This is a genomic window from Trichormus sp. NMC-1, from assembly GCF_001858025.1.
In the GTDB taxonomy this organism is placed as follows: domain Bacteria; phylum Cyanobacteriota; class Cyanobacteriia; order Cyanobacteriales; family Nostocaceae; genus Anabaena.
This window is the reverse complement of sequence record NZ_LZQD01000010.1, coordinates 1-22,304: the sequence shown is the minus strand read 5'-3', so window position 1 is coordinate 22,304 and position 22,304 is coordinate 1. Positions and strand designations below refer to the sequence as shown.

23 protein-coding genes and 2 pseudogenes are annotated in these 22,304 nt (G+C 39.0%); 9 read left to right on the top strand and 16 right to left on the bottom strand.

The annotated features are described in order from the left end of the window. The first annotated feature begins 148 nt into the window (after nucleotides 1-148). A complete protein-coding gene (locus A9Y75_RS23035) occupies nucleotides 149-1,657 on the top strand; it encodes a VanZ family protein (protein WP_071191869.1) in 1,509 nt (502 codons plus the stop codon). Here the strand turns inward: A9Y75_RS23035 and ylqF are convergent. The 6 genes from ylqF to A9Y75_RS29890 all read right to left on the bottom strand — a co-directional run bounded on the left by ylqF (nucleotide 1,654) and on the right by A9Y75_RS29890 (nucleotide 5,962). Continuing rightward, nucleotides 1,654-2,538, bottom strand: a complete 885-nt coding sequence (gene ylqF / locus A9Y75_RS23030; protein ID WP_071191868.1) for a ribosome biogenesis GTPase YlqF — start codon at nucleotides 2,536-2,538, stop codon at nucleotides 1,654-1,656. The two genes, A9Y75_RS23035 and ylqF, sit on opposite strands and share 4 nt — an antisense overlap. Nucleotides 2,539-2,597: 59 nt before the next feature. Beyond that, nucleotides 2,598-2,963, bottom strand: coding sequence for a VOC family protein (locus A9Y75_RS23025; RefSeq protein ID WP_071191867.1), 366 nt, complete (start codon nucleotides 2,961-2,963; stop codon nucleotides 2,598-2,600). A 54-nt stretch (nucleotides 2,964-3,017) separates the two neighbouring features. Further along, nucleotides 3,018-3,812, bottom strand: a complete 795-nt coding sequence (locus A9Y75_RS28815; RefSeq protein WP_071191866.1) for a hypothetical protein — start codon at nucleotides 3,810-3,812, stop codon at nucleotides 3,018-3,020. A gap of 10 nt (nucleotides 3,813-3,822) precedes the next feature. After that, nucleotides 3,823-4,557 (bottom strand): Uma2 family endonuclease, encoded by a 735-nt coding sequence (locus A9Y75_RS23015; RefSeq protein ID WP_083389719.1) that lies wholly within the window; start codon nucleotides 4,555-4,557, stop codon nucleotides 3,823-3,825. An 80-nt stretch (nucleotides 4,558-4,637) separates the two neighbouring features. After that, nucleotides 4,638-5,444, bottom strand: coding sequence for an ADP-ribosylglycohydrolase family protein (locus tag A9Y75_RS23010; RefSeq protein ID WP_071191865.1), 807 nt, complete (start codon nucleotides 5,442-5,444; stop codon nucleotides 4,638-4,640). Nucleotides 5,445-5,572: 128 nt separating this feature from the next. Next, nucleotides 5,573-5,962, bottom strand: coding sequence for an AMP-binding protein (locus A9Y75_RS29890; protein WP_071191864.1), 390 nt, complete (start codon nucleotides 5,960-5,962; stop codon nucleotides 5,573-5,575). Nucleotides 5,963-6,256: 294 nt separating this feature from the next. Here A9Y75_RS29890 and A9Y75_RS23000 point away from each other — a divergent pair, with 294 nt between their 5' ends. The 4 genes from A9Y75_RS23000 to A9Y75_RS22990 all read left to right on the top strand — a co-directional run bounded on the left by A9Y75_RS23000 (nucleotide 6,257) and on the right by A9Y75_RS22990 (nucleotide 7,540). Next, nucleotides 6,257-6,607: a hypothetical protein gene (locus tag A9Y75_RS23000; RefSeq protein ID WP_071191863.1), complete on the top strand. Its 351-nt coding sequence runs from the start codon at nucleotides 6,257-6,259 to the stop codon at nucleotides 6,605-6,607. Then, nucleotides 6,608-6,736: a hypothetical protein gene (locus A9Y75_RS30295; RefSeq protein ID WP_269086330.1), complete on the top strand. Its 129-nt coding sequence runs from the start codon at nucleotides 6,608-6,610 to the stop codon at nucleotides 6,734-6,736. A 243-nt stretch (nucleotides 6,737-6,979) separates the two neighbouring features. Continuing rightward, on the top strand, nucleotides 6,980-7,216 hold the full coding sequence (locus A9Y75_RS22995) for a hypothetical protein (protein ID WP_071191862.1): 237 nt from the start codon (nucleotides 6,980-6,982) through the stop codon (nucleotides 7,214-7,216). Nucleotides 7,217-7,276: 60 nt separating this feature from the next. Then, entirely contained in the window at nucleotides 7,277-7,540 is a 264-nt protein-coding gene (locus A9Y75_RS22990) for a hypothetical protein (protein ID WP_177176278.1), read from the top strand. A 198-nt stretch (nucleotides 7,541-7,738) separates the two neighbouring features. Here the strand turns inward: A9Y75_RS22990 and A9Y75_RS22985 are convergent. Next, nucleotides 7,739-7,966, bottom strand: a pseudogene (locus A9Y75_RS22985) (PUA domain-containing protein); the annotation flags it as partial. 288 nt (nucleotides 7,967-8,254) lie between these two features. Here A9Y75_RS22985 and A9Y75_RS22980 point away from each other — a divergent pair. Then, the gene (locus tag A9Y75_RS22980) at nucleotides 8,255-9,127 is read left to right on the top strand and encodes an MBL fold metallo-hydrolase (protein ID WP_071191860.1); all 873 of its coding nucleotides are present in this window, start codon (nucleotides 8,255-8,257) and stop codon (nucleotides 9,125-9,127) included. 40 nt (nucleotides 9,128-9,167) lie between these two features. Further along, the gene (lysS, locus tag A9Y75_RS22975; protein WP_071191859.1) at nucleotides 9,168-10,736 is read left to right on the top strand and encodes a lysine--tRNA ligase; all 1,569 of its coding nucleotides are present in this window, start codon (nucleotides 9,168-9,170) and stop codon (nucleotides 10,734-10,736) included. Between the two features lie 208 nt (nucleotides 10,737-10,944). Here the strand turns inward: lysS and proB are convergent, their stop codons facing one another. The 8 genes and pseudogenes from proB to A9Y75_RS22935 all read right to left on the bottom strand — a co-directional run bounded on the left by proB (nucleotide 10,945) and on the right by A9Y75_RS22935 (nucleotide 17,731). Next, entirely contained in the window at nucleotides 10,945-12,054 is a 1,110-nt protein-coding gene (gene proB / locus A9Y75_RS22970; protein WP_071191858.1) for a glutamate 5-kinase, read from the bottom strand. Between the two features lie 257 nt (nucleotides 12,055-12,311). Continuing rightward, nucleotides 12,312-12,851, bottom strand: coding sequence for a YqeG family HAD IIIA-type phosphatase (locus A9Y75_RS22965; RefSeq protein WP_071191857.1), 540 nt, complete (start codon nucleotides 12,849-12,851; stop codon nucleotides 12,312-12,314). Between the two features lie 341 nt (nucleotides 12,852-13,192). Beyond that, nucleotides 13,193-13,735, bottom strand: a pseudogene (locus tag A9Y75_RS22960) (M48 family metalloprotease); the annotation flags it as partial. 238 nt (nucleotides 13,736-13,973) lie between these two features. Beyond that, nucleotides 13,974-14,546 (bottom strand): DUF3727 domain-containing protein, encoded by a 573-nt coding sequence (locus A9Y75_RS22955; RefSeq protein WP_071191855.1) that lies wholly within the window; start codon nucleotides 14,544-14,546, stop codon nucleotides 13,974-13,976. A 130-nt stretch (nucleotides 14,547-14,676) separates the two neighbouring features. Further along, nucleotides 14,677-15,177 (bottom strand): Holliday junction resolvase RuvX, encoded by a 501-nt coding sequence (ruvX, locus tag A9Y75_RS22950; protein ID WP_071191854.1) that lies wholly within the window; start codon nucleotides 15,175-15,177, stop codon nucleotides 14,677-14,679. Then, the gene (locus A9Y75_RS22945) at nucleotides 15,155-16,387 is read right to left on the bottom strand and encodes a GNAT family N-acetyltransferase (protein ID WP_071191853.1); all 1,233 of its coding nucleotides are present in this window, start codon (nucleotides 16,385-16,387) and stop codon (nucleotides 15,155-15,157) included. Before A9Y75_RS22945 ends, ruvX begins: the two co-directional genes overlap by 23 nt. A 234-nt stretch (nucleotides 16,388-16,621) precedes the next feature. Next, entirely contained in the window at nucleotides 16,622-16,822 is a 201-nt protein-coding gene (locus tag A9Y75_RS22940) for a hypothetical protein (protein ID WP_071191852.1), read from the bottom strand. Nucleotides 16,823-17,152: 330 nt separating this feature from the next. Then, nucleotides 17,153-17,731 carry a hypothetical protein gene (locus A9Y75_RS22935; RefSeq protein WP_071191851.1) on the bottom strand — a complete coding sequence of 193 codons (579 nt, stop codon included), beginning with the start codon at nucleotides 17,729-17,731 and terminating at the stop codon, nucleotides 17,153-17,155. Nucleotides 17,732-18,143: 412 nt separating this feature from the next. Between A9Y75_RS22935 and phnD the strand changes: the two genes are divergently transcribed. Further along, a complete protein-coding gene (gene phnD, locus A9Y75_RS22930; protein WP_071191850.1) occupies nucleotides 18,144-19,025 on the top strand; it encodes a phosphate/phosphite/phosphonate ABC transporter substrate-binding protein in 882 nt (293 codons plus the stop codon). Between the two features lie 11 nt (nucleotides 19,026-19,036). Further along, nucleotides 19,037-20,887, top strand: coding sequence for an ATP-binding protein (locus tag A9Y75_RS22925; RefSeq protein ID WP_071191849.1), 1,851 nt, complete (start codon nucleotides 19,037-19,039; stop codon nucleotides 20,885-20,887). Nucleotides 20,888-20,911: 24 nt separating this feature from the next. On the opposite strand, the gene A9Y75_RS22920 is transcribed toward A9Y75_RS22925, so the two are convergent. Beyond that, the gene (locus tag A9Y75_RS22920) at nucleotides 20,912-21,793 is read right to left on the bottom strand and encodes a 4-hydroxybenzoate solanesyltransferase (protein ID WP_071191848.1); all 882 of its coding nucleotides are present in this window, start codon (nucleotides 21,791-21,793) and stop codon (nucleotides 20,912-20,914) included. Nucleotides 21,794-22,304: the final 511 nt, after the last annotated feature.

The following is a 22,304-nucleotide window of genomic DNA, read 5'->3' as shown; positions in this document are numbered from 1 at the left end:
TGTTACGGAAAAATAATCACAAACAAGCACCTGAATTTATTTATAGAAATTATAATTATAATTTTGAATTGGTAATTTCTTGTAAAATTTGATATATTCAAACTAGGAAATACAGATTAACTCTGAGTTTTTTAATCATCAGAAATTTATGAATAGACATCAACATCTTTCTCTCAAAGCTACAGGAATTAAATTATATCTAGTGAATGTGGTATTTGTATTGGTTAATATTCTGGTTATAGCCATAGCTACACTTTATCCATTCAATTTTTCATTGCCTAATAGTTTGTCTGAATTTGATTTTTTTTCCAATTTTAACAATGCCAGTTCTTTTCAGGATCAGGTAAACAATGTTTTATTATTTATGCCTTTAGGTTTCTATTTGGCAAATTTGTTGCATAAACTTAAAATAAAAGTAGGATTACAAATTATTCTTGTTTTCCTGATTAGTGCTGGCTTATCTTCGACAGTTGAAGTTTTGCAGATATTTCTACCTTCAAGAACTCCTACTCCAGCCGATATTTTTAATAATACTTTTGGGGGGTTTTTGGGTTTTTTAGGCTTTTGTTTCTGGAATATTCAAAGCTTGAATAACATAGTTACACAAATTGAAGCAAGTCGTTCAAAACCCTCAAATAAAAAAATTACAGGATTTATTTTGGCTTATGTATCTGTCATTTTAAGTACTTCTATTTTTTGGCAAAGCACGACAAATTTAAGTAATTGGGATTTAAATTATCCACTTTTACTTGGTAATGAAAGTACAGGTAATAGACCTTGGCAAGGATATATTTCTGAAGTTTATATTACTGATAGAGCGATCACAACCGAACAAGCCCAAACAGGGTTAAATGATGCTAATTTTTTTAAAAGTTTTGGTAATTCTCTCCTAGCCAATTATCAATTAAACAGTAAATGTTGTGAACAAAAACAGACTGTAAATTTACCACAACTATTATGGCAAGGAAAGCCAACAAATATAGGAGAAAGTAAAGGCGTTTTTTTGAGTTCTAGCCAATGGTTACAAACAGCCAAACCGGTGAAAAATCTCAGTCAAAGAATCAGCAAAAAATCTGAATTTACACTGAGTACTACTATTGCCACTGACAATCTTCAACAAACAGGCCCCGCGCGGATTATCTCAATTTCCGGTAATTCTTTGCGGCGTAATTTAACACTTTCACAGCAGGGAAATTTTCTGGATTTGAGGTTAAGAACACCAATTACTGGGGAAAATGGCTCGGATTTGCAACTGATGATTCCCAATGTTTTTATAGATAATAAATTTCACCAAATTATTATCACATATTATAAATCAACGATTAAAGTCTATATAGACAAAGTACAACGTTATTACTCTTTTAATTTATTGGAATTAATTCCCTTTCATCAAAAAATATTTTATTATGCGCTGATTTTTATTCCTTTAGGTGCAGGTTTAGCTCTCCTTAGTCTTTTTGCCAAAAATAGGGTGATATTCTCTAAGCTATTAGTTCCTAGTGGCATTTTATTACCTTCCATCATATTAGAAGCTATTTTGATTAGGGAAAGTGATAAAAGCCTGAGTTGGAAAAATCTCTTACTAGGAATATTATTTACAGCAGGGACAATGTTGATTTTTAGAATGAAAGTCGCTTACTTAAAAAGAAGAAGTTAAATGTGTGGTGGAGTTTCTAAAGGGATATTACCTAAAAGACCTTTGCGAAAATCGGTGATTAGTGTTCTAGCAGCGCGTTCCACATCTCCTTTGTAGCGATGTTCTGCTAAGACTTGCAAATATGCTTCACCTGTATGGATAATAGAATCAACTTCATAGCGTGAAAGTAAGGGGTGTGGTGGTAATAAATGAGGATGAGTTTCTTGGAGTTGATTGACTATATCTACAAACGCTGCGGCTATGAGTTGATTATCATAAGAAGCTTCACCAATATCGTCACAAATCGCTAATTTAACTGCTGCAAGTTGATTTTCCATTCTTGAGGGAATGACACCGGGAGCATCTAGCAATTGTAACTGATCGGAAATTCGCACCCAACGCAATTGACGAGTGACACCGGGACGCGCTGCACTTTCGACAACTCGCTTTCCTATCAGTCGGTTGATTAATGCGGATTTACCGACATTGGGAAAACCAATAACTACAGCACGGACAGGACGGGATAACATCCCCCGATCTTTTCTGCGTTGATTAAGTTCTATTCCTGCGGCTTGTGCGGCTTTGGTTATGGCTGTGATACCTTGACCGTGTTGAGCATTAGTAAAATAGGGGACTTGTTCCTGGCTTCTAAACCAATCTATCCAGAGCGATCGCACTTGTGGCAAAATCATATCCAATCTGTTAATCACCAACACCCGTGGTTTAGTTCCCACCCATTCATCCATTTGGGGATGGTTTGTTGCTAAAGGAATACGCGCATCTCTAACTTCTAAAATCACATCTACCCGCTTTAGCTGTTCCTTGAGATTTTTTTCAGCTTTGGCAATGTGACCGGGATACCATTGAATGAGATTTAATTTGTAATTTTGAGTTATTGACATTGGTAATTCTTTTGTTGTTAGTTGTCAGTTGTCAGTTATTTTTTACTAATGACTCATGACTAATGGGATTGATGTAAAATTAAGCGGTTCCCGTCTGGGTCGTAGGCGTAAATTTCTCGTCCGTGGGAAGCTGTAGAAATCTCTCCTGGTGGAGAATAACCTAAAGATTGTAAGTGAGTTATAGCATTTTCCAAATTACTCACTTCTAAACACAAACTTAGCGGACTTTTGGCATTAGTGGCAAATTCTGATTCAGAATTTTTGTGCGGTTTAAAAATACCTAAGCTGAGGCTAGAAATTTCAAACTCAGCATAGACACTGGAAATGAGGTTTTTTGGTTTTTGTTCCAGTACCTGAGTATAGAAATTCACCAAACTATCAAAATTAACAGTCGCAATTGTGATAAGTGCGTGAGTGTATTGCATATTTAGGGCTTGCTGTTCGCGTGGCGTAGCCACAAAAGTTGTCGGTGAGGACTCTTAATAGGGAATAGGACTCCTGACTCCTGACTCCTGACTCCTGACTCCTGACTCCTGACTCCTGACTCCTGACTCCTGACTCCTGACTCCTGACTCCTGACTCCTGACTCCTGACTCCTGACTCCTGACTCCTGACTCCTGACTCCTGACTCCTGACTCCTGACTCCTGACTCCTGACTCCTGACTCCTGACTCCTGACTCCTGACTCCTGACTCCTGACTCCTGACTCCTGACTCCTGACTCCTGACTCCTGACTCCTGACTCCTGACTCCTGACTCCTGACTCCTGACTCCTGACTCCTGACTCCTGACTCCTGACTCCTGACTCCTGACTCCTGACTCCTGACTCCTGACTCCTGACTCCTGACTCCTGACTCCTGACTCCTGACTCCTGACTCCTGACTCCTGACTCCTGACTCCTGACTCCTGACTCCTGACTCCTGACTCCTGACTCCTGACTCCTGACTCCTGACTCCTGACTCCTGACTCCTGACTCCTGACTCCTGACTCCTGACTCCTGACTCCTGACTCCTGACTCCTGACTCCTGACTCCTGACTCCTGACTCCTGACTCCTGACTCCTGACTCCTGACTCCTGACTCCTGACTCCTGACTCCTGACTCCTGACTCCTGACTCCTGACTCCTGACTCCTGACTCCTGACTCCTGACTCCTGACTCCTGACTCCTGACTCCTGACTCCTGACTCCTGACTCCTGACTCCTGACTCCTGACTTCTTACAATTTTGTTAATTTTGCTGAGGTAGTTAACTTGTAAGGGCGGGATTTTCCCACCCACTCTTTCCTAATTAAATAGTATCTGGGTCAATTCCCAATTCTCTTAGTTTGGCTCCTAGACGTTCAGCTTTTTGTTTTTCTTGTTCAGCAAATTCTTCAGGTGTCAGAATTATTAATCCTTCCGCTGTAAAATAACGCAATTTATTTTCATGAATACCTAAATATAAACTTAGCTGCTGACTCCATAACCAACCTTGGGAGTTAATTTCTATAGGTTGATAAGTACCACCAACTAAAATAAACCCAGCAAATTCTAAATTACTGGGGTCAAACCAAAAATATTCAGGAGTGCGAAATATATCTTGGTAAATTTGTTTTTTAAGACCCCGATCAACTGATGCTGTTAAATCTGAAATCAGTTCTACAATAATATGGGGATATCTACCATCTTCTTGCCAAACAACCCAATTTTTGCGAGGTCGTCTTTCAGCATTTCGCACCACAAAAAAATCTGGCCCACGAAAGTCTTCTGATTTGTGTTGACGTGGACTATAGTAAATAGTCGAATTACCAGAAGCATAAAAATCATTGCGGTTTCCCCACCACAATTCTAAGCATTGGATAAGCAGAATTATCTGGCGCAAATGTGAATCACTTTCCAATGGTGGCTCATGACTATATAAATCTCCAGTTGGAAATATTACTTCTCTGGGGAGTTCAAAATCTAATGGTGGTTCATGACTATATAAATCACCAGTTGGAAATATTACATCTTTTGGGAGTTCAAAATTTTGGGAGATGGACATAGTAGCAAGGTTTTAGATAATACAATTTTAGCGTATCCGCAGAATTTACAGATTATGAAAACCGTATCCATTCTGCTATCTTAAGCATAGTATTGAGACATGAATTTGTCAGTAACATTCCAAAGATTATCATCTAATTTAGTGAATATCCATTCGGCGATATCTTCTGGAACACCGCCATAAAATGCCTCAGCAATACCACCTGTAATACTAGCAATAGTGTCACTATCCCCACCAATAGAAATAGCATTACGAATAGCATCTTCAAAATCAGTTGATTCTAAAAAAGCAATAATGGCTTGGGGAACAGAACCTTGACAAGAAACATCAAATTTATAATTTGGTCTAATTTCGTCTATGGTTTGCTCTAAATTATAACCAAAAGTATTTTGGATATAGGATTTAATGGCAGTTTTATCATTCCCTGTACGTGCTAAAAAAATAGATGCTGCTGTTGCTTGTGCGCCTTTGATTCCTTCAGAATGGTTGTGGGTGACTTCCGCACTGTGTCTGGCTTCTTCTAACACGATATCGAGATTATCAAACGCAGATGCTACAGGACTAACGCGCATGGCAGAACCATTACCCCAACTATTGTAGGGTTCGATGCTACTAGAATTTGCCCACAGCATAAAATTACCGCCATAACCAGCATCAGGATATTCATGGTAATAAGATTGGAAGGTTTGAATATATTGGAATTTGTCAATATATTTAGTATTGTCGGGAAATGTATCTGCATTGAGAATTACTTCTGCAACCGCAACAGTTAATACTGTATCATCTGTGAAATGACATCTATCGTTAAAAAGTGGGAAATCCTTAGTTTGAATATTGTAAAATTCATAAATAGAACCAATGATATCACCTGCAATTGCACCTAACATACTTACCTCCAAGCTCTAATCAAGCTCTAATATTTAAGCCAACTTTTCTCAACTGACAACGGCGTTATAGTCTGACACATCTACCAAATAAATCTTACTCTCTGGTGTGGGTAAATTGCCAACTATGATTAAGCACCTTGAATTTTTCTGTCATAGCCTACCCATTCTTGATCTCGAAAAATATATTTTTGGATCTTACCCGTACTAGTTTTAGGAAGAGTAGTAAATTCTATAGCTGTTGGACATTTAAAAGCAGCTATATGACTACGACAAAATCGGATTAATTCTTTTTCAGTGACTTGCATATCTGTGTTGAAGGAAAAAAATGCTACACGTTCCCCTGTTTCCATTCCCCCATGACGTAAAGCTGAGGCTAGACAATTGATACGGGCTGCAAATTGGCTATAGGTAAAATGTTGCTGTCCATAGATAATAGCTACGTCACGGTAAACTTTGGCGTTGCGTTCAATAAAGGTGAGGGGTGTGAGAATGCGGTGATAAACTGCGGCAGAATTCATGGTTATTGTTGATAGTCAATAAGTCAAGAGTATTTGATTATACTATCATTATTTCTTTTAAACTTAGTGATAAATTTTTGCCTAAGACATCTCCGATTAAATTGATACTAATATTTCTTGCTTTACCCATAGGATAAACCTGTATTTTACACAATTCAAAATGGCTAATCTAGGATCTGCAATTGTCAACCTTACTTTTTATAGACACTTAACTCAACCAAAGGAAGAAGTTAAACGAACAAATTTTTTTTAAGGTTTAGATATTTGTGAAATACCTACGAGGAAATTTATCCAATGCAGGCAATTAAAAGAGTGTTTAATCAACTATACCGACAGATTTCCCTACTCATACTGGCTGGTTTAATTTGGCTAATGGGTTTACCAATGCTCTCCGTTCATGCAGATGGTTATTATTCAGAAAAAACTCATAAAATAGAAATGACTAAGCCGTTTTATTCTACAAAACAACGGAGAATAGCAACAAATGAGCCTTTTAAACCTTATTACTCGACTCAAGAGCGGCATAAACAAAAAGTCTACACAACACCAGTGACGGAAGAAGGCTATATCGAAAGTGGTAAACGAGCCGGTGAAGTAATTCCTAAAGATTTGGGAACTGGAAGTAGACAGAAAAATCCGATCTAAATGCTCAAACTTGCTGGCAAACAATTGGGTCATGAACCACTTAAAAGGAGTTTCGGTGCGAAGGATGATGAACGAAGTCAAATCGAACAAGAACAAACTCGGAATAAAGCAGCTAGAGGATATTCTTAGTAAGTAGTAAATTGCCCTCTGGCTAAAAGTCAGAGGCTATACAAACTTAGTCTATGTATGCAAATTAATACATATTTACTCAGTAAAATACTCAAAAGCATTGGTTTCGCTTATAGCCAAGAAAGCTAACCACTACGCATCTAATTACTGGATTTGTGTCGATTTATCAAGCCTGAAACAAAAACTCAGCCAGAATTGAAAAAGTATGAGAATATAAAGAAAAGATTAAATAAATTAAACCTCATGATAACTACTAAATTGATGCGACAACTCTGGGCTGTAATCGAATCAACCCAAGTCAGCACCTTACTCCACTTTGATGATGCCGCATTAGTACAATTGCTCCTTCAGCAATTAACAGCCAAGCAAGGTCTGGATATGCAGACAGATAATAGTATTAATACTTATATTGAATCCAAGCTGCCCCTAATTCGTGATACTGCTGAAGGGCGACTATCTCTTGGGCAAGGTCATCAGTAGCATGATAAATTGAATGATTACTCATAGTCGAATAGGTTCTCAAAATTAAATCAGTACGAAATGATAAATCACTGGCTAAGTATTGCCCTGGTAGCTTATCTAATGGGAGCGGCGATTGAAGGGGTTAGTACAGTCAGTCAGCTTTCTAATTCAGTGTCAGAGCTAAATCAAGATACAGAAGACAATTCCTCAGAATCTGGTACTTCACATCATCAGAGTTGGCGAGTTTTTGCCGCTATCGCCTCAATAAGTATTTGTGGATCTTTCTGCTGGCCTTGTCGCTTATTCCACCGTTCAATTAAAGCGTATTTTGAAGACTTTTGATGGTTAGGTTGTGATGATAAATAGTGGCACTTCCACAACCATTAAATCCAAATAATGTCTAAACTGGCTTTGAAAGCAGTAAACACATTGCTAATTCAGAATTTAGACTTCTGATATTCTTCAGGAATAATATCTCCTCCATAAAAACTCCGCGAACCTCTGCGTTAACCTCCGCGTTCCTCTGCGTTAAAAACACTCCTAAATCAACACCAAATTATCCCGGTGAATCACAGTTTCCGCACCCGCATAACCCAAAATTCCCGCAATATCTCGTGAATGACAACCACGAATTTTTTGCAAATCTTCGCTGTTATAATTCACCAATCCTCTCGCAATTTCGTTACCATTGCGATCGCACAACTGCACTGTTTCCTGACTCTCAAACTCCCCTTCTACAACCTTAATTCCCGCAGCTAACAAAGATTGAATAAAAGAAAAGTTAGTAGTAAGGGCTTTAGCCCTATCAAACCTAGCAAGAGAGCGATAAATCGCTCACTACGACCAAAATTTTATCTGACATTTAATTCTGTCTACCTGACTTGAAAATAAAACCCCACCCCTAACCCCTCCCCGCTGTTTCGAGGAGGGGAATAAGAAGTTTTTTTCATGTGTTCTGTCTGGTGTACGCAGTTCATGATGGCTACTTCATCAAATTAATAGTTAAACTTTGCTAAATTAGAGATATAAAACTTCTCTCTCAGCAGAGGTTTGAATATGGCTCATTTAAACCAACGTCGTCCCCAAAATATTAACGGCGATTTTTACGTCGATAGTACCTGCATTGATTGTGATACCTGTCGTTGGATGACTCCCGAAATATTTCATCGTGTAGATGAACAATCAGCAGTTTACCATCAACCAACAAACGAAACCGAAAGATTAGCCGCACTTCAAGCATTGTTAGCTTGTCCTACCAGTTCCATTGGTACAGTTGAAAAACCCAAAGATATCAAACTTGCTCAACAAAGTTTCCCCATTTTAGTTGCTGAAAATATTTACCATTGCGGCTATCATTCAGAAAACTCCTATGGTGCTGCTAGTTATTTAATTCAACTTCCTGAAGGTAACATTTTAGTAGATTCTCCTCGCTTCACCCCACCTTTAGTTAAGCGTCTTGAAGAGTTCGGTAAGATTAGTTATATGTACCTGACTCATAGAGATGATATTGCAGACCATCAAAAATTTGCTGACCATTTTCACTGTCAACGTATCCTCCATGAAGATGAGATTTCTTCAGGTACAGAGAATGTGGAAATTAAGCTTACTGGTTCAGAACCATTTCCATTAACCCCAGATTTCTTAATTATCCCCGTTCCTGGACACACCAAAGGACACACAGTTTTACTTTATCAAAACAAATTTCTTTTTTCTGGCGACCATCTCGCATGGTCTGACGACTTACATCAGTTGATAGCATTTCATCATGTTTGCTGGTATTCCTGGCCAGAACAGATAAAATCAATGGCTAAATTGGCTGATTACTCCTTTGAGTGGGTATTACCAGGACATGGTAGACGCTTTCATGCTGACACCCAAACAATGCACCAACAAATGCACAAGTGTTTAGAGTTGATGAAAACCTTGTAGGAGTTAGAATATAAGGCATCGTCAAAAATATAGATGTCAAATGTTCTGGGCTGATAAAATCGCTGCTGATGCACAAGGCTACCAGGTAGTTAATGATTCCAAAACTCCCTCCGGTAGGGTACACGTAGGTTCATTACGGGGTGTGGTTATCCATGACGTTATTTACCGTGCCTTGAAACACGCAGGTAAGCCCGTGAAGTTCTTGTACGGTGTGGATGATTATGACGCGCTGGATACGGTTCCTAAATATTTAGATCAGGAAAAATTTGCTCCTTATCTGGGTTTTCCTCTGTGTAATGTGCCTTCTCCAGAAGATACCGCTAGTGATTACGCTAAATATTTCATTGGTGAATTTTTTCAAGTTTTTGAGTATCTAGGAATTAAACCAGAAACTTATTTTTTGCGTGATTTATATCGCACTGGAAAACTCAATTCTTACATCGATACTTTCCTCAAAAATGCTCACTTGGTCAGAGAAGCTTATAAAGAGGTAAGTAAAGCAGACCGACCTAATAATTGGTATCCTTTTCAAGTTATTTGTGAAAACTGCGGCAAAATCGCCACAACTGTAACTACCGATTACAACGGTTCAGAAGTTTTTTACACTTGTAAACCAGATGCAACTGATTATGTAAAAGGTTGCGGTCATTCTGGCTGGGTTTCTCCTTTTGATGGTAATGGTAAATTACCTTGGAAAGTGGAATGGGTTGCTAAGTGGGATGTATTGGGTGTAACTATCGAAATGGCAGGTAAAGACCACTCCCAAAAAGGTGGTTCTAGAGATGTTGCTAATTCTATAAGTCGCAAGGTTTTACAAAAGCAACCTCCTTTCCATTCTCCCTATGAATTTATTCTTGTGAATGGCACAAAAATGAGTTCTTCTAAGGGAGTTGGTTCGAGTGCAAAGGAAATCGCTGCTTTACTTCCTCCTGAGTTACTGCGCTTTTTGATGTTGCGGACTCAGCCAAGATCAGTAATCAATTTTGCGCCGAATTATGAAACCATCACTCGTCTATTCAGAGACTACGATACTTTAATCAACAAGTATCCCAATTACTCTGAATTAACTGAAGAATTAATGCCGTTATTTTACGCGCAATTAGGTGATGAAATTCAATCTTTCCAACCTTTTGATTTTAGTACGTTGATTTCACTTTTGCAAGTTCCGCGTTTGAATATTCAAGAAGAGGTAAAACAACGTAGTCAACAGCCTTTAACTGAGTATGATCAGCAAATTGTTAATCAAAGAATTGCTGCTGCTCAATTGTGGTTACAAGACTATGCAGATGAAGAAGAAAAGTTAGTTCTCTATTTGGAACAAGTCCCAGAAAAAGCAAATGAGTTGACTGAAGAACAAGTCGCTTATTTGCAGAAATTGGTAGAGAATTTGCAGAATATTTCTAATTGGGAAGCTGAAGAATTGCAAACTTTGATTTTCTCAACTACTAAAGAATTGCAAATTCAACAAGCAAATGCTTTTAAGGCTTTGTACTTATCTTTTCTCAATAAAGAACGGGGACCAAAAGCCGGTGGTTTGTTATCTTATTTAGAGAAGTCGTTTGTAATTTCCAGGTTGCAAGACGTTGTGACTTTGAATCAGTCTAAATAACGCATCGTTACATTCCTTGTTCCCTGTCGGAGACAGGGAATACATTTGATGAGGCTCTGCCTCTATACAGATTACCAGAAGGCAGAGCCTTCTTGATTGCATTCCCAGGTAGAACCTGGGAACGAGGAAACGAGGAATAATATCTCCTCCATAAAAACTCCGCGAACCTCTGCGTTAACCTCCGCGTTCCTCTGCGTTAAAAACACTCCTAAATCAACACCAAATTATCCCGGTGAATCACAGTTTCCGCACCCGCATAACCCAAAATTCCCGCAATATCTCGTGAATGACAACCACGAATTTTTTGCAAATCTTCGCTGTTATAATTCACCAATCCTCTCGCAATTTCGTTACCATTGCGATCGCACAACTGCACTGTTTCCTGACTCTCAAACTCCCCTTCTACAACCTTAATTCCCGCAGCTAACAAAGATTTTCCCGCTTGCAAAATGGCATTTACTGCACCATCATCTAAATATAATTTACCCGTCGGCACTAAACCATAAGCAATCCACCGCTTTCTCGCTGAAGTTGGTTCTGGTTGCGGTTCAAAATGCGTACCTATAGCTTCCCCTTGAATAATTTTCTCAATGTTGCGCGGAAACCGACCTTGAGTAATTACAGTTCTCACACCAGCTGCGATCGCAATTCTAGCAGCCGAAATCTTTGTTACCATCCCCCCAGTTCCCCACTGTGAACCCTGTCCCCCGGTTTGGATTTGTAATTCTGCCAATTCTTTCATATTACTAATTAAAGAAATGGGACGGGCATCTGGTACAGTCCGAGGATCTGCTGAATATAATTTATCAACATCTGTCAGCAAAAATAACCAGTCCGCTTCAACCAAGCTGGCTACTAAAGCCGAAAGAGTATCATTATCACCAAATTTTAATTCCTCAACAGCTACTGTATCATTTTCATTCACTACCGGAATTACTTCCAGTCCTAACAGTTCCCGAAAAGTATTATAGGCATTGAGATACCGACTACGTTGTACCAAATCTGCTCTAGTCAATAATACCTGAGCTATAGGTTGATTTAATGTACTAAATAAGTCATCATATATACGCATGAGGCGACCTTGCCCAACTGCTGCTACAGCTTGTTTGAGAGCTATGGCTTTCGGACGTTCTGTTAAACCCAGCCGCGCACAACCTACCCCTACTGCACCAGAGGACACTAAAATTACGCGATGCCCTTGGTATCTTAAATTGCACAGAGTTTCCGTCAAAGTCGCAATGGTGGAAAGGGCTAATTGTCCTGTTTCTGGTTGAGTGAGGCTAGAAGTGCCTATTTTAACAACTATTGTTTTGGTCATTGGTCATGTCAGTTATATGTAAATACTAGATCCCCGACTTCTTTAAGAAGTCGGGGATCTGATAACTCACTACTAAAAATTGTACAGCGCCAATCCCTCTATAGTGAAGGCTGACGCTGTACGGGTTTATATTTATCTATTATCTGCTAGGGCCTTTTTTGGCTGACCCTGATGTTATTAGAATATATAATCTCTGATTTTTGAGCAGAAGCAAGAAAGCTTAATCATTTTTTTAGATTTAGTTTGCTGATGATTTATCAATCTTTGTGAATTTTTGTGTGTTTAGGTGTAATGGAGGCTCCTAATATTTCTGATACCCAAACTTCAAAGTTACGGATAGGATGAGAACGGAGAATGGTATCAGAATGGACAATTGGTTCCACCAAAATGGTGAACATCCCTAGACGATTACCTGCGATCACATCAGTAAACAAGCGATCGCCTACCATACCCACTTCATGTACAGGTAAACTCATTCCTCGTAATGCCGCCCTGATTTTGCGCCGTGAGGGTTTAGCCGCACCCAAGTAGTAAGGTAAGTTAAGGGAGCGAGCAATACTACCAATTCGTCCTTCGCTCAGGTTATTACTGACTAAGTACAGTGCAGTGCAAGTCCGGATTTCTTCTACCCACTGTTGCAGTTCTGGGGAAGCCTCCTTAACTTTAATCGGGACTAAAGTGTCATCCACATCCAACACCAGCCCTTTCAGCCCATATTTTTGGATGGTATTTGGTGTCAGGTTCAAGACTGAACCTTGTAAAATCAAGTCAGGCTGTAAGAGATTGTTCCAAGTCATAATAATTCGTAATTCTTAGTTCGTAATTAAGTAGAAAAACGTAAATAAACATAACTATGCTGACATCTTACACTAATACCTACAACCGCTAGAAAATTGATTCCCTGGTGGGTGAGTAAACTAATTGGAAATAGTGCAACATATAACAGTGTAAAAAAATATCAACAAAGCTAAAACCTGCTTTATTTTTCGTAAGTATTCAGGATAGAGAATACAGAAGACGCTACGCAGACCTGCGGTTCAGGAGAATAAAGGCTTTTTTAGTCAACTTTGATGATTTTGATAAAATTTCACCTCTCTCTATTCTTCATTTCATAAGCATTCTGACTTTCTTCATTTCATTTGAGTAAAGCCCGAATTAGCCCATTGGGATTACCTGTAATTTCAGCGGCGTGGCGATCGCTATAATCCAGCCGAAACCGGGAGTTAAGCAAGGCTGTACCGGTCAGTAAACACCAAATTCCATAGCACACACAACTTAAGCCTGTAGCTGTCCAGCGCCAGATCGGTTGTTGGCCGTTGTTTCCCCATGCTGAGGCTCGCTGATATAATTCGTAAAACGGCAATGTCACCAGTAGCACCAAGGACATGACAAAAAAGTCCCATCTATGAATCTGTCCTAGTCCCAAGGCGTAAATAGTGGCTATTTCATCATCCCCTAGTTGGTTTAACAAACCTTGACTCACGACTATCCGGGCTGTACGCGGTAGATTACCATAGGTCAACATTATTGGTGCGGCTATTGGTAAAATCCGCAATTTAACAAGAGGGCAGTGTCGCTGTTGATAAGTACGTTGGATAACGCGGACTGCTTCACGACTGTGAGTGTGTAAGACTTCTTTGGATAACTGTTGTTGACCATAAAATGCTGCCAGTAGCCAATCTCTCCTGACTCCTGACTCCTGACTCCTGACTCCTGAATTCTTACTATTTTTCTTTTTCTATTATTAACAAACAAAGTTACTCTATTCTGTAATTACGAGTTCTAAATCATGGGATTTTTTGATTAATAAATTTCCACTGCCAATCAACGTAATCGAGTCAGATTGGCAATGGAAAAATTTCAACTTCACAATTGAGAAATGCTATTTCTAACTATTAGTGTTTAATTTTAAATTCGGATTATTCAACTTGATTAAACAGATGCTCTTCCAATAACGGTTGAACTTTCCGAAACTCTTCAGGAGATAGCAATTCAGGCTTACCTGTATCCGTTATCCGGGCAAAAAATAGCAGGGGATCGAGAGGTGTATAAATTGCATATTCCTGATCTTCATGGTAGAAACTGGCGAGTAACTGTAGTTGCTCTGGTTCTAAATCTGCTTCGTCATCTTCAATTTCTAAAGTGAAGAGTTCTGATTCTTCGACTGGTGGTAACTCACCAGCCACCGTCAAAGCATAAGCAGTATTTTTGACGATCAGATTCTGTTCAGCTAGAACTGCTTGAGCGGTAGGAAAAACCTTGTTAATCGTAGCATCATCTTCTACCAAGATAGCTTCTTCTTCTTCACCTTCATCTTGCCAAGCGAAGATTTCTATGGGTGAGTCTACTGGCAAAAGTAAAACATATTCTTGCTCATCTACAGATATCGAATGCTCAATATAACATTCGAGCGATCGCCCGTCGTCATCTGTCAGAGTGATAGAACCTAGGTTAGACTGGTCATTTTCGTCAGAAAATTTAGAGGAAGACATAGCCGCATTATGTAAATTTATCAATACCCGCAACTGAGGAAATCATTGAAATATCTTCATGATAGCCAATGTCAACCAAAAAGCTGGATATATAGTTGAGTAATAGTTTTCAGAATACCATTTAAAGGTATCAATCCTCAGTAAATGCTACTGATCTATTGGAGGTGCTGCGCCTGTTATCTAGCCATTGTTGCAGAATCAAAGCAGCAGCTTTGCGATCAATTAGAGCCTTATGACGCGATGGCGAGCGATTTTCCGCAATCAGCATTTGTTCTGCTTGATAAGAAGTTAATCGCTCATCCATATATTCCACAGGCAAATTGAGCGCTTGAGCCAGTCTAGTGGCAAATTTTTGGACATGACGAGCCTGAAAACCCAAAGAGCCATCCATTGAATATGGTAGACCAACAACCAGAACTTGCACTTGGCGCTCATTCACTATTTGTTGTATTTGCTCTACATCCTCTTTAAAAGACCTGCGCTCAATGGTAGTGAGACCTGTGGCAATTAAACCTGTACCATCACAACCAGCCACACCAACACGCTTGCTACCGACATCTAAACCTAAAGCTGAGATCAAAGACTTTGATTGCTGCTGAACTATCACGCTAATTCGTCTCCTGCTGTGCATCTGTTGACTCAGATAAGCCAGATGCATCCATATTCAAGTTCTGGTTACCAAAAGAAACAATTTCTGATTTAGTTGGCACCGGTCTGTCAGATTTAGGCTGTGGCTGTTTTGGTATCCATGACATCCCCCCTGGGATAGGTTTGCGTGCTGGTTGCAGTCCTTGCAGCACTTCCGGCCACTGAATACCTTCCAAGGAGACAAATTTTGATTCCCGCAACTTATGCCAAACTGAGCGCGACATAATTAGGGTATGTTCTATGCGTTTAGCCCCAATACGCTCTAAATATTCCTCACGCTCTGGCTGATAATCTGAGGAAGCTAGTTGCAGACCTTGCTCAGGAAAATCTTGGGTAATGCGGGATAATTGAGACAACAATTCTGGATACAACCAAGTATAAGCCGGGTGAACAGTCAAAGTTGCGACGTGGGGATTTTCACCCTTCCGGTCAAGTTGTACCTGAAAATGACCAATAGCTGCTTTGCGCTGAGGTTCAAATACATAACCGCTCACGACTTCGGTTTTAGTCAGCCACTGTTTGACAGCATCTGAGAGAACGCCGAACAAACTAGTTTTGAAGTCATGGGTATGGCGGTCAAACACCTGACGTACCAAAGGCGGCATTGATGCTGTATCTAATTGATATAGCAAAGGGGCATCGGCATTACTAACTGGTAATAGGTTCGGTAGATCAGGTTCAGCTTGTGCCAATTCAACCAACAACTCTGGGCTAATTTCCCAGTATGTCATTTCCGCTAGTCGCTGAAATCCATTTTGTCGATAGAGCGCTAGAGCTTCTAGATCATTAACATTAACTTCCAATAGCCAGGTGCGAGCTTCTAAAATTGACTCAAAGCAGTGGCGCAAAAGCTGTGAGCCTACGCCTTGCTTGTCAACAGCACGGTCTAACATTACCCTGTCAATTCGCCAAGTGCTGCGGGTACGGTTAAACGGTGAAACTTGAATCATCCCCAGAAGAATTCGCCCTTGTTCTGCCACATAGCCACAGAAACGGTACTGGAATGGGTTGGGAAACCAACTCAAAAACTTGAGTAACCCAAACCAGTGGCGCAGCCATTGCATGGTAAAAAATGCTCCCTTGGGAGAGTGGGCTGCGAATGAATCTTGAGTTAGGCGTTCAATGCCGTCCAGATCCCGGTATTGGACTGGTCGAATGACAACGCTGAGGTTTCGAGAAAGTAGTGAATTCATTTTGATTCAAGCCGCCATTTAGCCTTTACTAGTTGCGATTGGTGAGGTAATGCTGCAATAATCTTAACGGCTTTCCGCTCCTAGCTATTGCTCCAAAAGAGTGATTTTCTTAACTTAATACTTAAAAAAAGCATAAAAAGCAGAAATTGTGAGTACACCTTTGTGTGGACACCACAACATCTGCTCCTATTTTATGGTACTTTCGGTTAAAATTCTGTATAATTTTTACTGATTCTATAAACCTTGTCGAGAAGCCAGCTTTTCAAAGTTAGCTTGGGTTTGATGCAGTAATTGTTGGCGGCTATCTTCTACTGTCTGTTTGAGGTTTGGAACCAAGTTGCGAGCTTGCAGAGTCATGTGCATCTGTAGATGAGCAACGTATTCACTGAAATCTTGGTTGTCTACAGATGCGCCTGTTAGTAAGTTTGATTCCATTGCCACGGTGTTCTCCTTTGATAAATCTTGTACAAATTTATAACATGATCAAAACTTATCATGTCGTTGCGTCTAGCTTGTTAATTTGCAATGAAGTGTAACGGTTGTTTACATACAGTAGTTGAGCAGTTAGGGTGGTGACACTAAATAATCTCATCCCTTCTTAGGGACTTCCAAATAAAAAAAGCCCCAATTTGTATTAACCCACCATTATCCCCTAAATTTATGGTGGGTTACGGACTACCGTCCTAACCCACCCTACGATTTTTGGGTATACCGCAGGCTTTAGTCGTAGAGTGTCGTAAATTCTATTACCCATTAGGAATTGGATTACCACTTCTCTACCCAGTAGACAATTTCTGAGGTGGAACTATCAATTGCTACTCCGTAACTATTACCATGATTCCATTTGAAACCAGGTTTACCTTGATCTTGTGCCTTTAAGACAAATATTTCATAAGTCTGGGGAAAGGCTTCAGTTGCAGAATCACTCGTATAAAAAAAAGTTGTTGGTAAGCCATTAGGTTTATTGCTATGCTCATTTGTATCACCTCCACGATATTCACGCACAGCACTTTTACTGTATTGTGAAAGTAATTTTTGAATCTTTTCAGAAGGTTTTTTTAAACGAACTTGCAAAAAGCTACTTCCCTGAAAAGAGCCGGGAGAATAAGCCATTCGTACAGTTTTACTATCAGTAGGTATCTCTGTAGGAAAGTGTTTGATTAGCTCAATATCAGACCACTTATGATTGCGAATTTCTTGATAGCGTGATGTATCTGTCACTATCTGGGCTGTTTCCGAATTACTGGTGGCTTTTGTGAGGAGAAAACTGCTGGCAACTACACTCACACTACCAACGGAAAACAAACTTATTGTAGCGATTTTAGCAAGAAGAGATTGCTGCATTTAGTTGGGTGAATCTAGCTTGTAGATTAATATTCCAACTAATAAAACTATAGTCCTGATAATTTTGAATCTAGCCCCAGAGATATTACCCAGAGATATTAAATTAATTCGTAATAATAACCTTATTTTAACCTCGTCTCTTGGTAAAATAAGTTATGATGTGGATGTCATTATACCAAATAACACCATTCCTGAGCAAAAATCAAAATATCAGTCTTAATCAAGAAAAATTTGCCTGAAAACAGCTCAAAAGCTTACCATTAACAAGCATTAAGTACCACTGCAAAATTAATTATAATTATACAATTTGCCAAAAAATCAAAATCTCTGTATTCCTTCACTGTTGCCTATTTCCTATTGCCTCCCCTAAGAGGATAATTTATTTTGCACGACTACTTATTTGATTTAATGTATGAAACGCCGTCAATTGCTGTGGTACTCTCTACTATTCGTTGTTGGTTGTGCATCTGAAGTGAATACCGCAGATCAGTTAGCAATCACAGCACCCAAAAAATTAAGACTTGCAGTTACAGATGTGACTGGAATTGAAGATTTACAGCGTGATTTTGGTGCATTCCGTATTGCTTTAGGGGAAGTATTAGGTATACCTATTGAATTTTTTCCTGTTGATAATCCCACAGCAGCTGCACCTGCGATGTTATCAGGACAGGTGGATATGGTGCTTGCGGGGCCTTCAGAATACTTGGTTTTAAATGCTAGGGCAAAAGCTATTCCTGTAATTGCGATCAGGAGAATTAACTACCATTCTATTATTGTTGTGCGTGCAAATAGTAAAATTAAATCACTAGCTCAATTGAAAGGCAAAACAATTGCCATGCGAAAAATTGGCTCAACCTCTGGTCATATTTTTCCTACCAAGTTACTGATAGATGCTGGATTAGATCCCAATACGGACTTAAAAATTGTCATGTTAAATGATCAGGGAGTGGTAGCCTTAAAGAAGCAAGAGGTAGATGCCTGGGCAACTGCATCTGATAGATACCAAAATATTCTGGCTGAGGAAGGCTTATCTGAGCAAGATTTTTCTATAATTGTTAAAGGACCGCTGCTGCCTAAAGATATTTTTGTGCTTAGTAACCAGATGGCAGCTAACTTTGTAGAAAAAGTGCGATCGCGGATGATGAAGAATCAGGATAAACTAATTCAAAGTCTCTTGGTTGCTCAAGCTAACCAGAAATATAAAGGAGCGCAACTAGTTACAGCAAATGACGCTGACTATGATATAGTCCGTGAAGTTTATGGAAAACTTGGACAGGAAAATTTCCTACAATAGTTGCTCAATGAATGATAAATCTTGCCAAGAGAAGGATTAAACCTATTTTTCTATGGTTCGGTTGCTTAAGCAATAACTGGAATATAGCCAAAAAAATTAGTTATGGTTATAGTGTCACAATTGGCATTGCTGCTATTGGGACAATTAGTGGGTCGGTAATTGCAAATCACTATGAAGCATCTGCCCAAAATCAATTATTCTTATCTTATCAACAACAATCTCTTTTAAAAGATTTAGAAAATGCAGTAGTCACGGTAAGATTACATCCACAAAGATTAGCTACCGTATTAAATAATTCTATTTGGTTGGAATTTGAAAAAAACAAATTTCTGGAAGATGTTACTCATGTTAATCAGCAATTATTAAACCTACCAAAATTCATTCAGTCTAATCCCGATAATTTGGCAGTAGATAACCAAGAGTTAACAAATTTAGTAAATAAATATAGAAAAAATACAGATTTATACACTCAGATAATTAAAGATTTTTGGCCGCAAATATCATCAAATAATATATTAATAGAAAATGCTAATTCTTCCCAGAAAAAGCTAATATCATTACTTAATCAAAAGGAATATATTGATCTCAATGTTAAATTTGAGAGACTATCAGATGAGCTAATTATCATTATCAGACGGGCTGATATACAAAGAGAACAGGCAAATGTTAGTTTTAGAAATGCCAAAAAGCTGCGATTACAAATTATTTTAGGAAGTATATTGCTTTCTTCAATAATGGCAGCAGCACTGGCATTTTATACTACTATGTTAATTACCCGTCCTCTCAAAGAAGTTACTCAAACCGCTAGAAAAATCACCGAAGGATCTAATTTTAAACTTAGGGCTAATGTTAAGAGCAATGATGAAGTAGGGACATTAGCAACATCTTTAAATCGATTAGTTGAATGGGTGGGAGATTATACCCAGCAAATAGAATTAGCTCGAAAAAATTTAGAACAAAGAGTAGAAGAACGAACTCAGCAACTTCAAGAAGCACAACGAACTTTAGAACAAAGGGTAGAAGAACGAACGCAGCAACTTCAACAAACACTGCAAGAATTAAAAGATACTCAAGGGCAATTAATTCAAACAGAAAAAATGTCTTCTCTTGGGGAAATGGTAGCAGGGATAGCTCATGAAATTAACAACCCTGTTAACTTTATTTCTGGCAATATTCAATGTGCTGAAACTTATCTACAAGATTTAGTTGATTTATTAAATTTATATCAACAAGAGTACCCGCATGAAAATTGGATAATTGAGGAAAAAATTGCCGATATTGATTTAGAATTTCTCAGTGAAGATTTGCCGAAACTGTTTTTTTCGATCAAAGTAGGCGCTCAACGTATTCGAGAAATTGTGTTGTCATTGCGTAATTTCTCCCGATTAGATGAAGCGGAAATGAAAGATGTGAATATTCATGAAGGAATTGATAATACTTTATTAATTTTAAATCATCGACTTAATAAAGAAATTCAGGTGATTAAAAACTATGGAGATTTACCTTTAATTGATTGTTATCCAGCCCAACTTAATCAGGTATTTATGAATATCATAAGTAATGGAATAGATGCATTACTAGAATGTAAAAATAAAGATGAGAAACAAATATTTATAGATACATTAAAGCTAGATAAGAATTATATCAAAGTAGTAATTAGAGATAATGGTCCGGGAATTTTACCAGAAATTATCAATAAGCTATTTGATCCTTTTTTCACTACTAAACCAGTAGGTAAAGGTACTGGCTTAGGGTTGAGCATTTGTTATCAGATCATTGAAAAACACCAGGGTAAAATAGAAGTTATTTCGGCAGTTGCACAAGGGACAGAGTTTGTAATTACTTTGCCGATCAAACACTGAAATTGGTAATTGGTAATAGGTAGTTTACAAAGAACCACTAATCATGCCTGCTAATATTAAGAAACCAATCCAGACATTTTGACGAAACATTTCACCATAAGCAGGGTGAGGTAGTTCTGGGTTTCGCAAGCGCAAAGATTGCCAAATCCAAGCCAGAGTAGCAATTATTAAAGTAATCCAGAAAGCAACATGGAGATGAACTAAAACACCAACTTCAGCGAGGAGAATGATAGTTCCAACGAAGAAAATCGCAATCGCTGTAGGGGCGTATTTACCAAAAAAGAGGGCGCTAGAATTAATCCCAATCCGTTGATCATCTTCGCGATCGCTCATAGCGTAAACTGTATCAAATCCCAAAGTCCAAAGTAAAGTAGCGCCCCAAAGAAGCCAAGTTGGTGTAGAAATGCTTTGTGTGACTGCACTCCAGCTAATCAAAACCGCAAAACCCCAAGCGATGGAAAGTACTAGTTGCGGTACAGGAAACACCCGCTTTGCCCCTGGATAAAGTAAAATTACAGGTACTGCTGCCACAGACAACCAGAAGCTCAAGGGGTTAAGATAAAAAGCGAGAACTGCTGCACAGGCTAAGGCAATTATCCCGACAACTATACCAACTTTAACGGAAAGGGCGCGAGAGGCAAGAGGGCGATCGCGTGTTCTCTCTACTTGCGGATCTATATCCCGATCCCATAAATCATTAACTACACAGCCAGCGGCACTAGTGGCAAGAGTACCTAATATAATCACACCCACTAGGGGTAAAGGTGGTTTACCAGCAGCTGCCAAAAACACAGCCCACAGTGCAGGAATCATCAAAATTAACCTACCTTCTGGTTTATGCCACCGCAATAGCCGGATAATTACAAGTAATAATGGTTCTTGGTTGCTCTCTGGTGTATTTAGCATATTTGATCAATTCACATATCTTCACGTTTCTAGAATATCGTTATTTGATAATTGTAAACACAACAACTCAAGTTGCCGCCTTGCATACAAATCTACTGACTTGAAAATAAGACCCCACCCCTAACCCCTCCCCGCTGTTTCGTGGAGGGGAATAAGAAGTTTTTCCTGTGTCCTGGTGTACGCAGTTCATGATGGCTACTTAAATTGTGATTCAGAGGGAACAGGGAAAACTCATGTTTAAAAACATGAGATTGAAATAATGACACTGTTTTTTTTCGTGCCACTCTCCTTCAAAAAACATCCTTTTTTTTGACTGAGCTTTAAACTCAGAACTAAAGTTTCTTATCTGTTCCCTATTCCCTGTTCCCTGTTCCCTGTTCCCTGTTCCCTTATTTTGTAATGAGACTAGACAATTAACCTGATAAGTCTATAGATTGCAGTAACAAGTATTGAGTGCGGCTTTAATTGACACACCTGCACTGACTAGTACCGCAGGGCGGAATTAAAAATT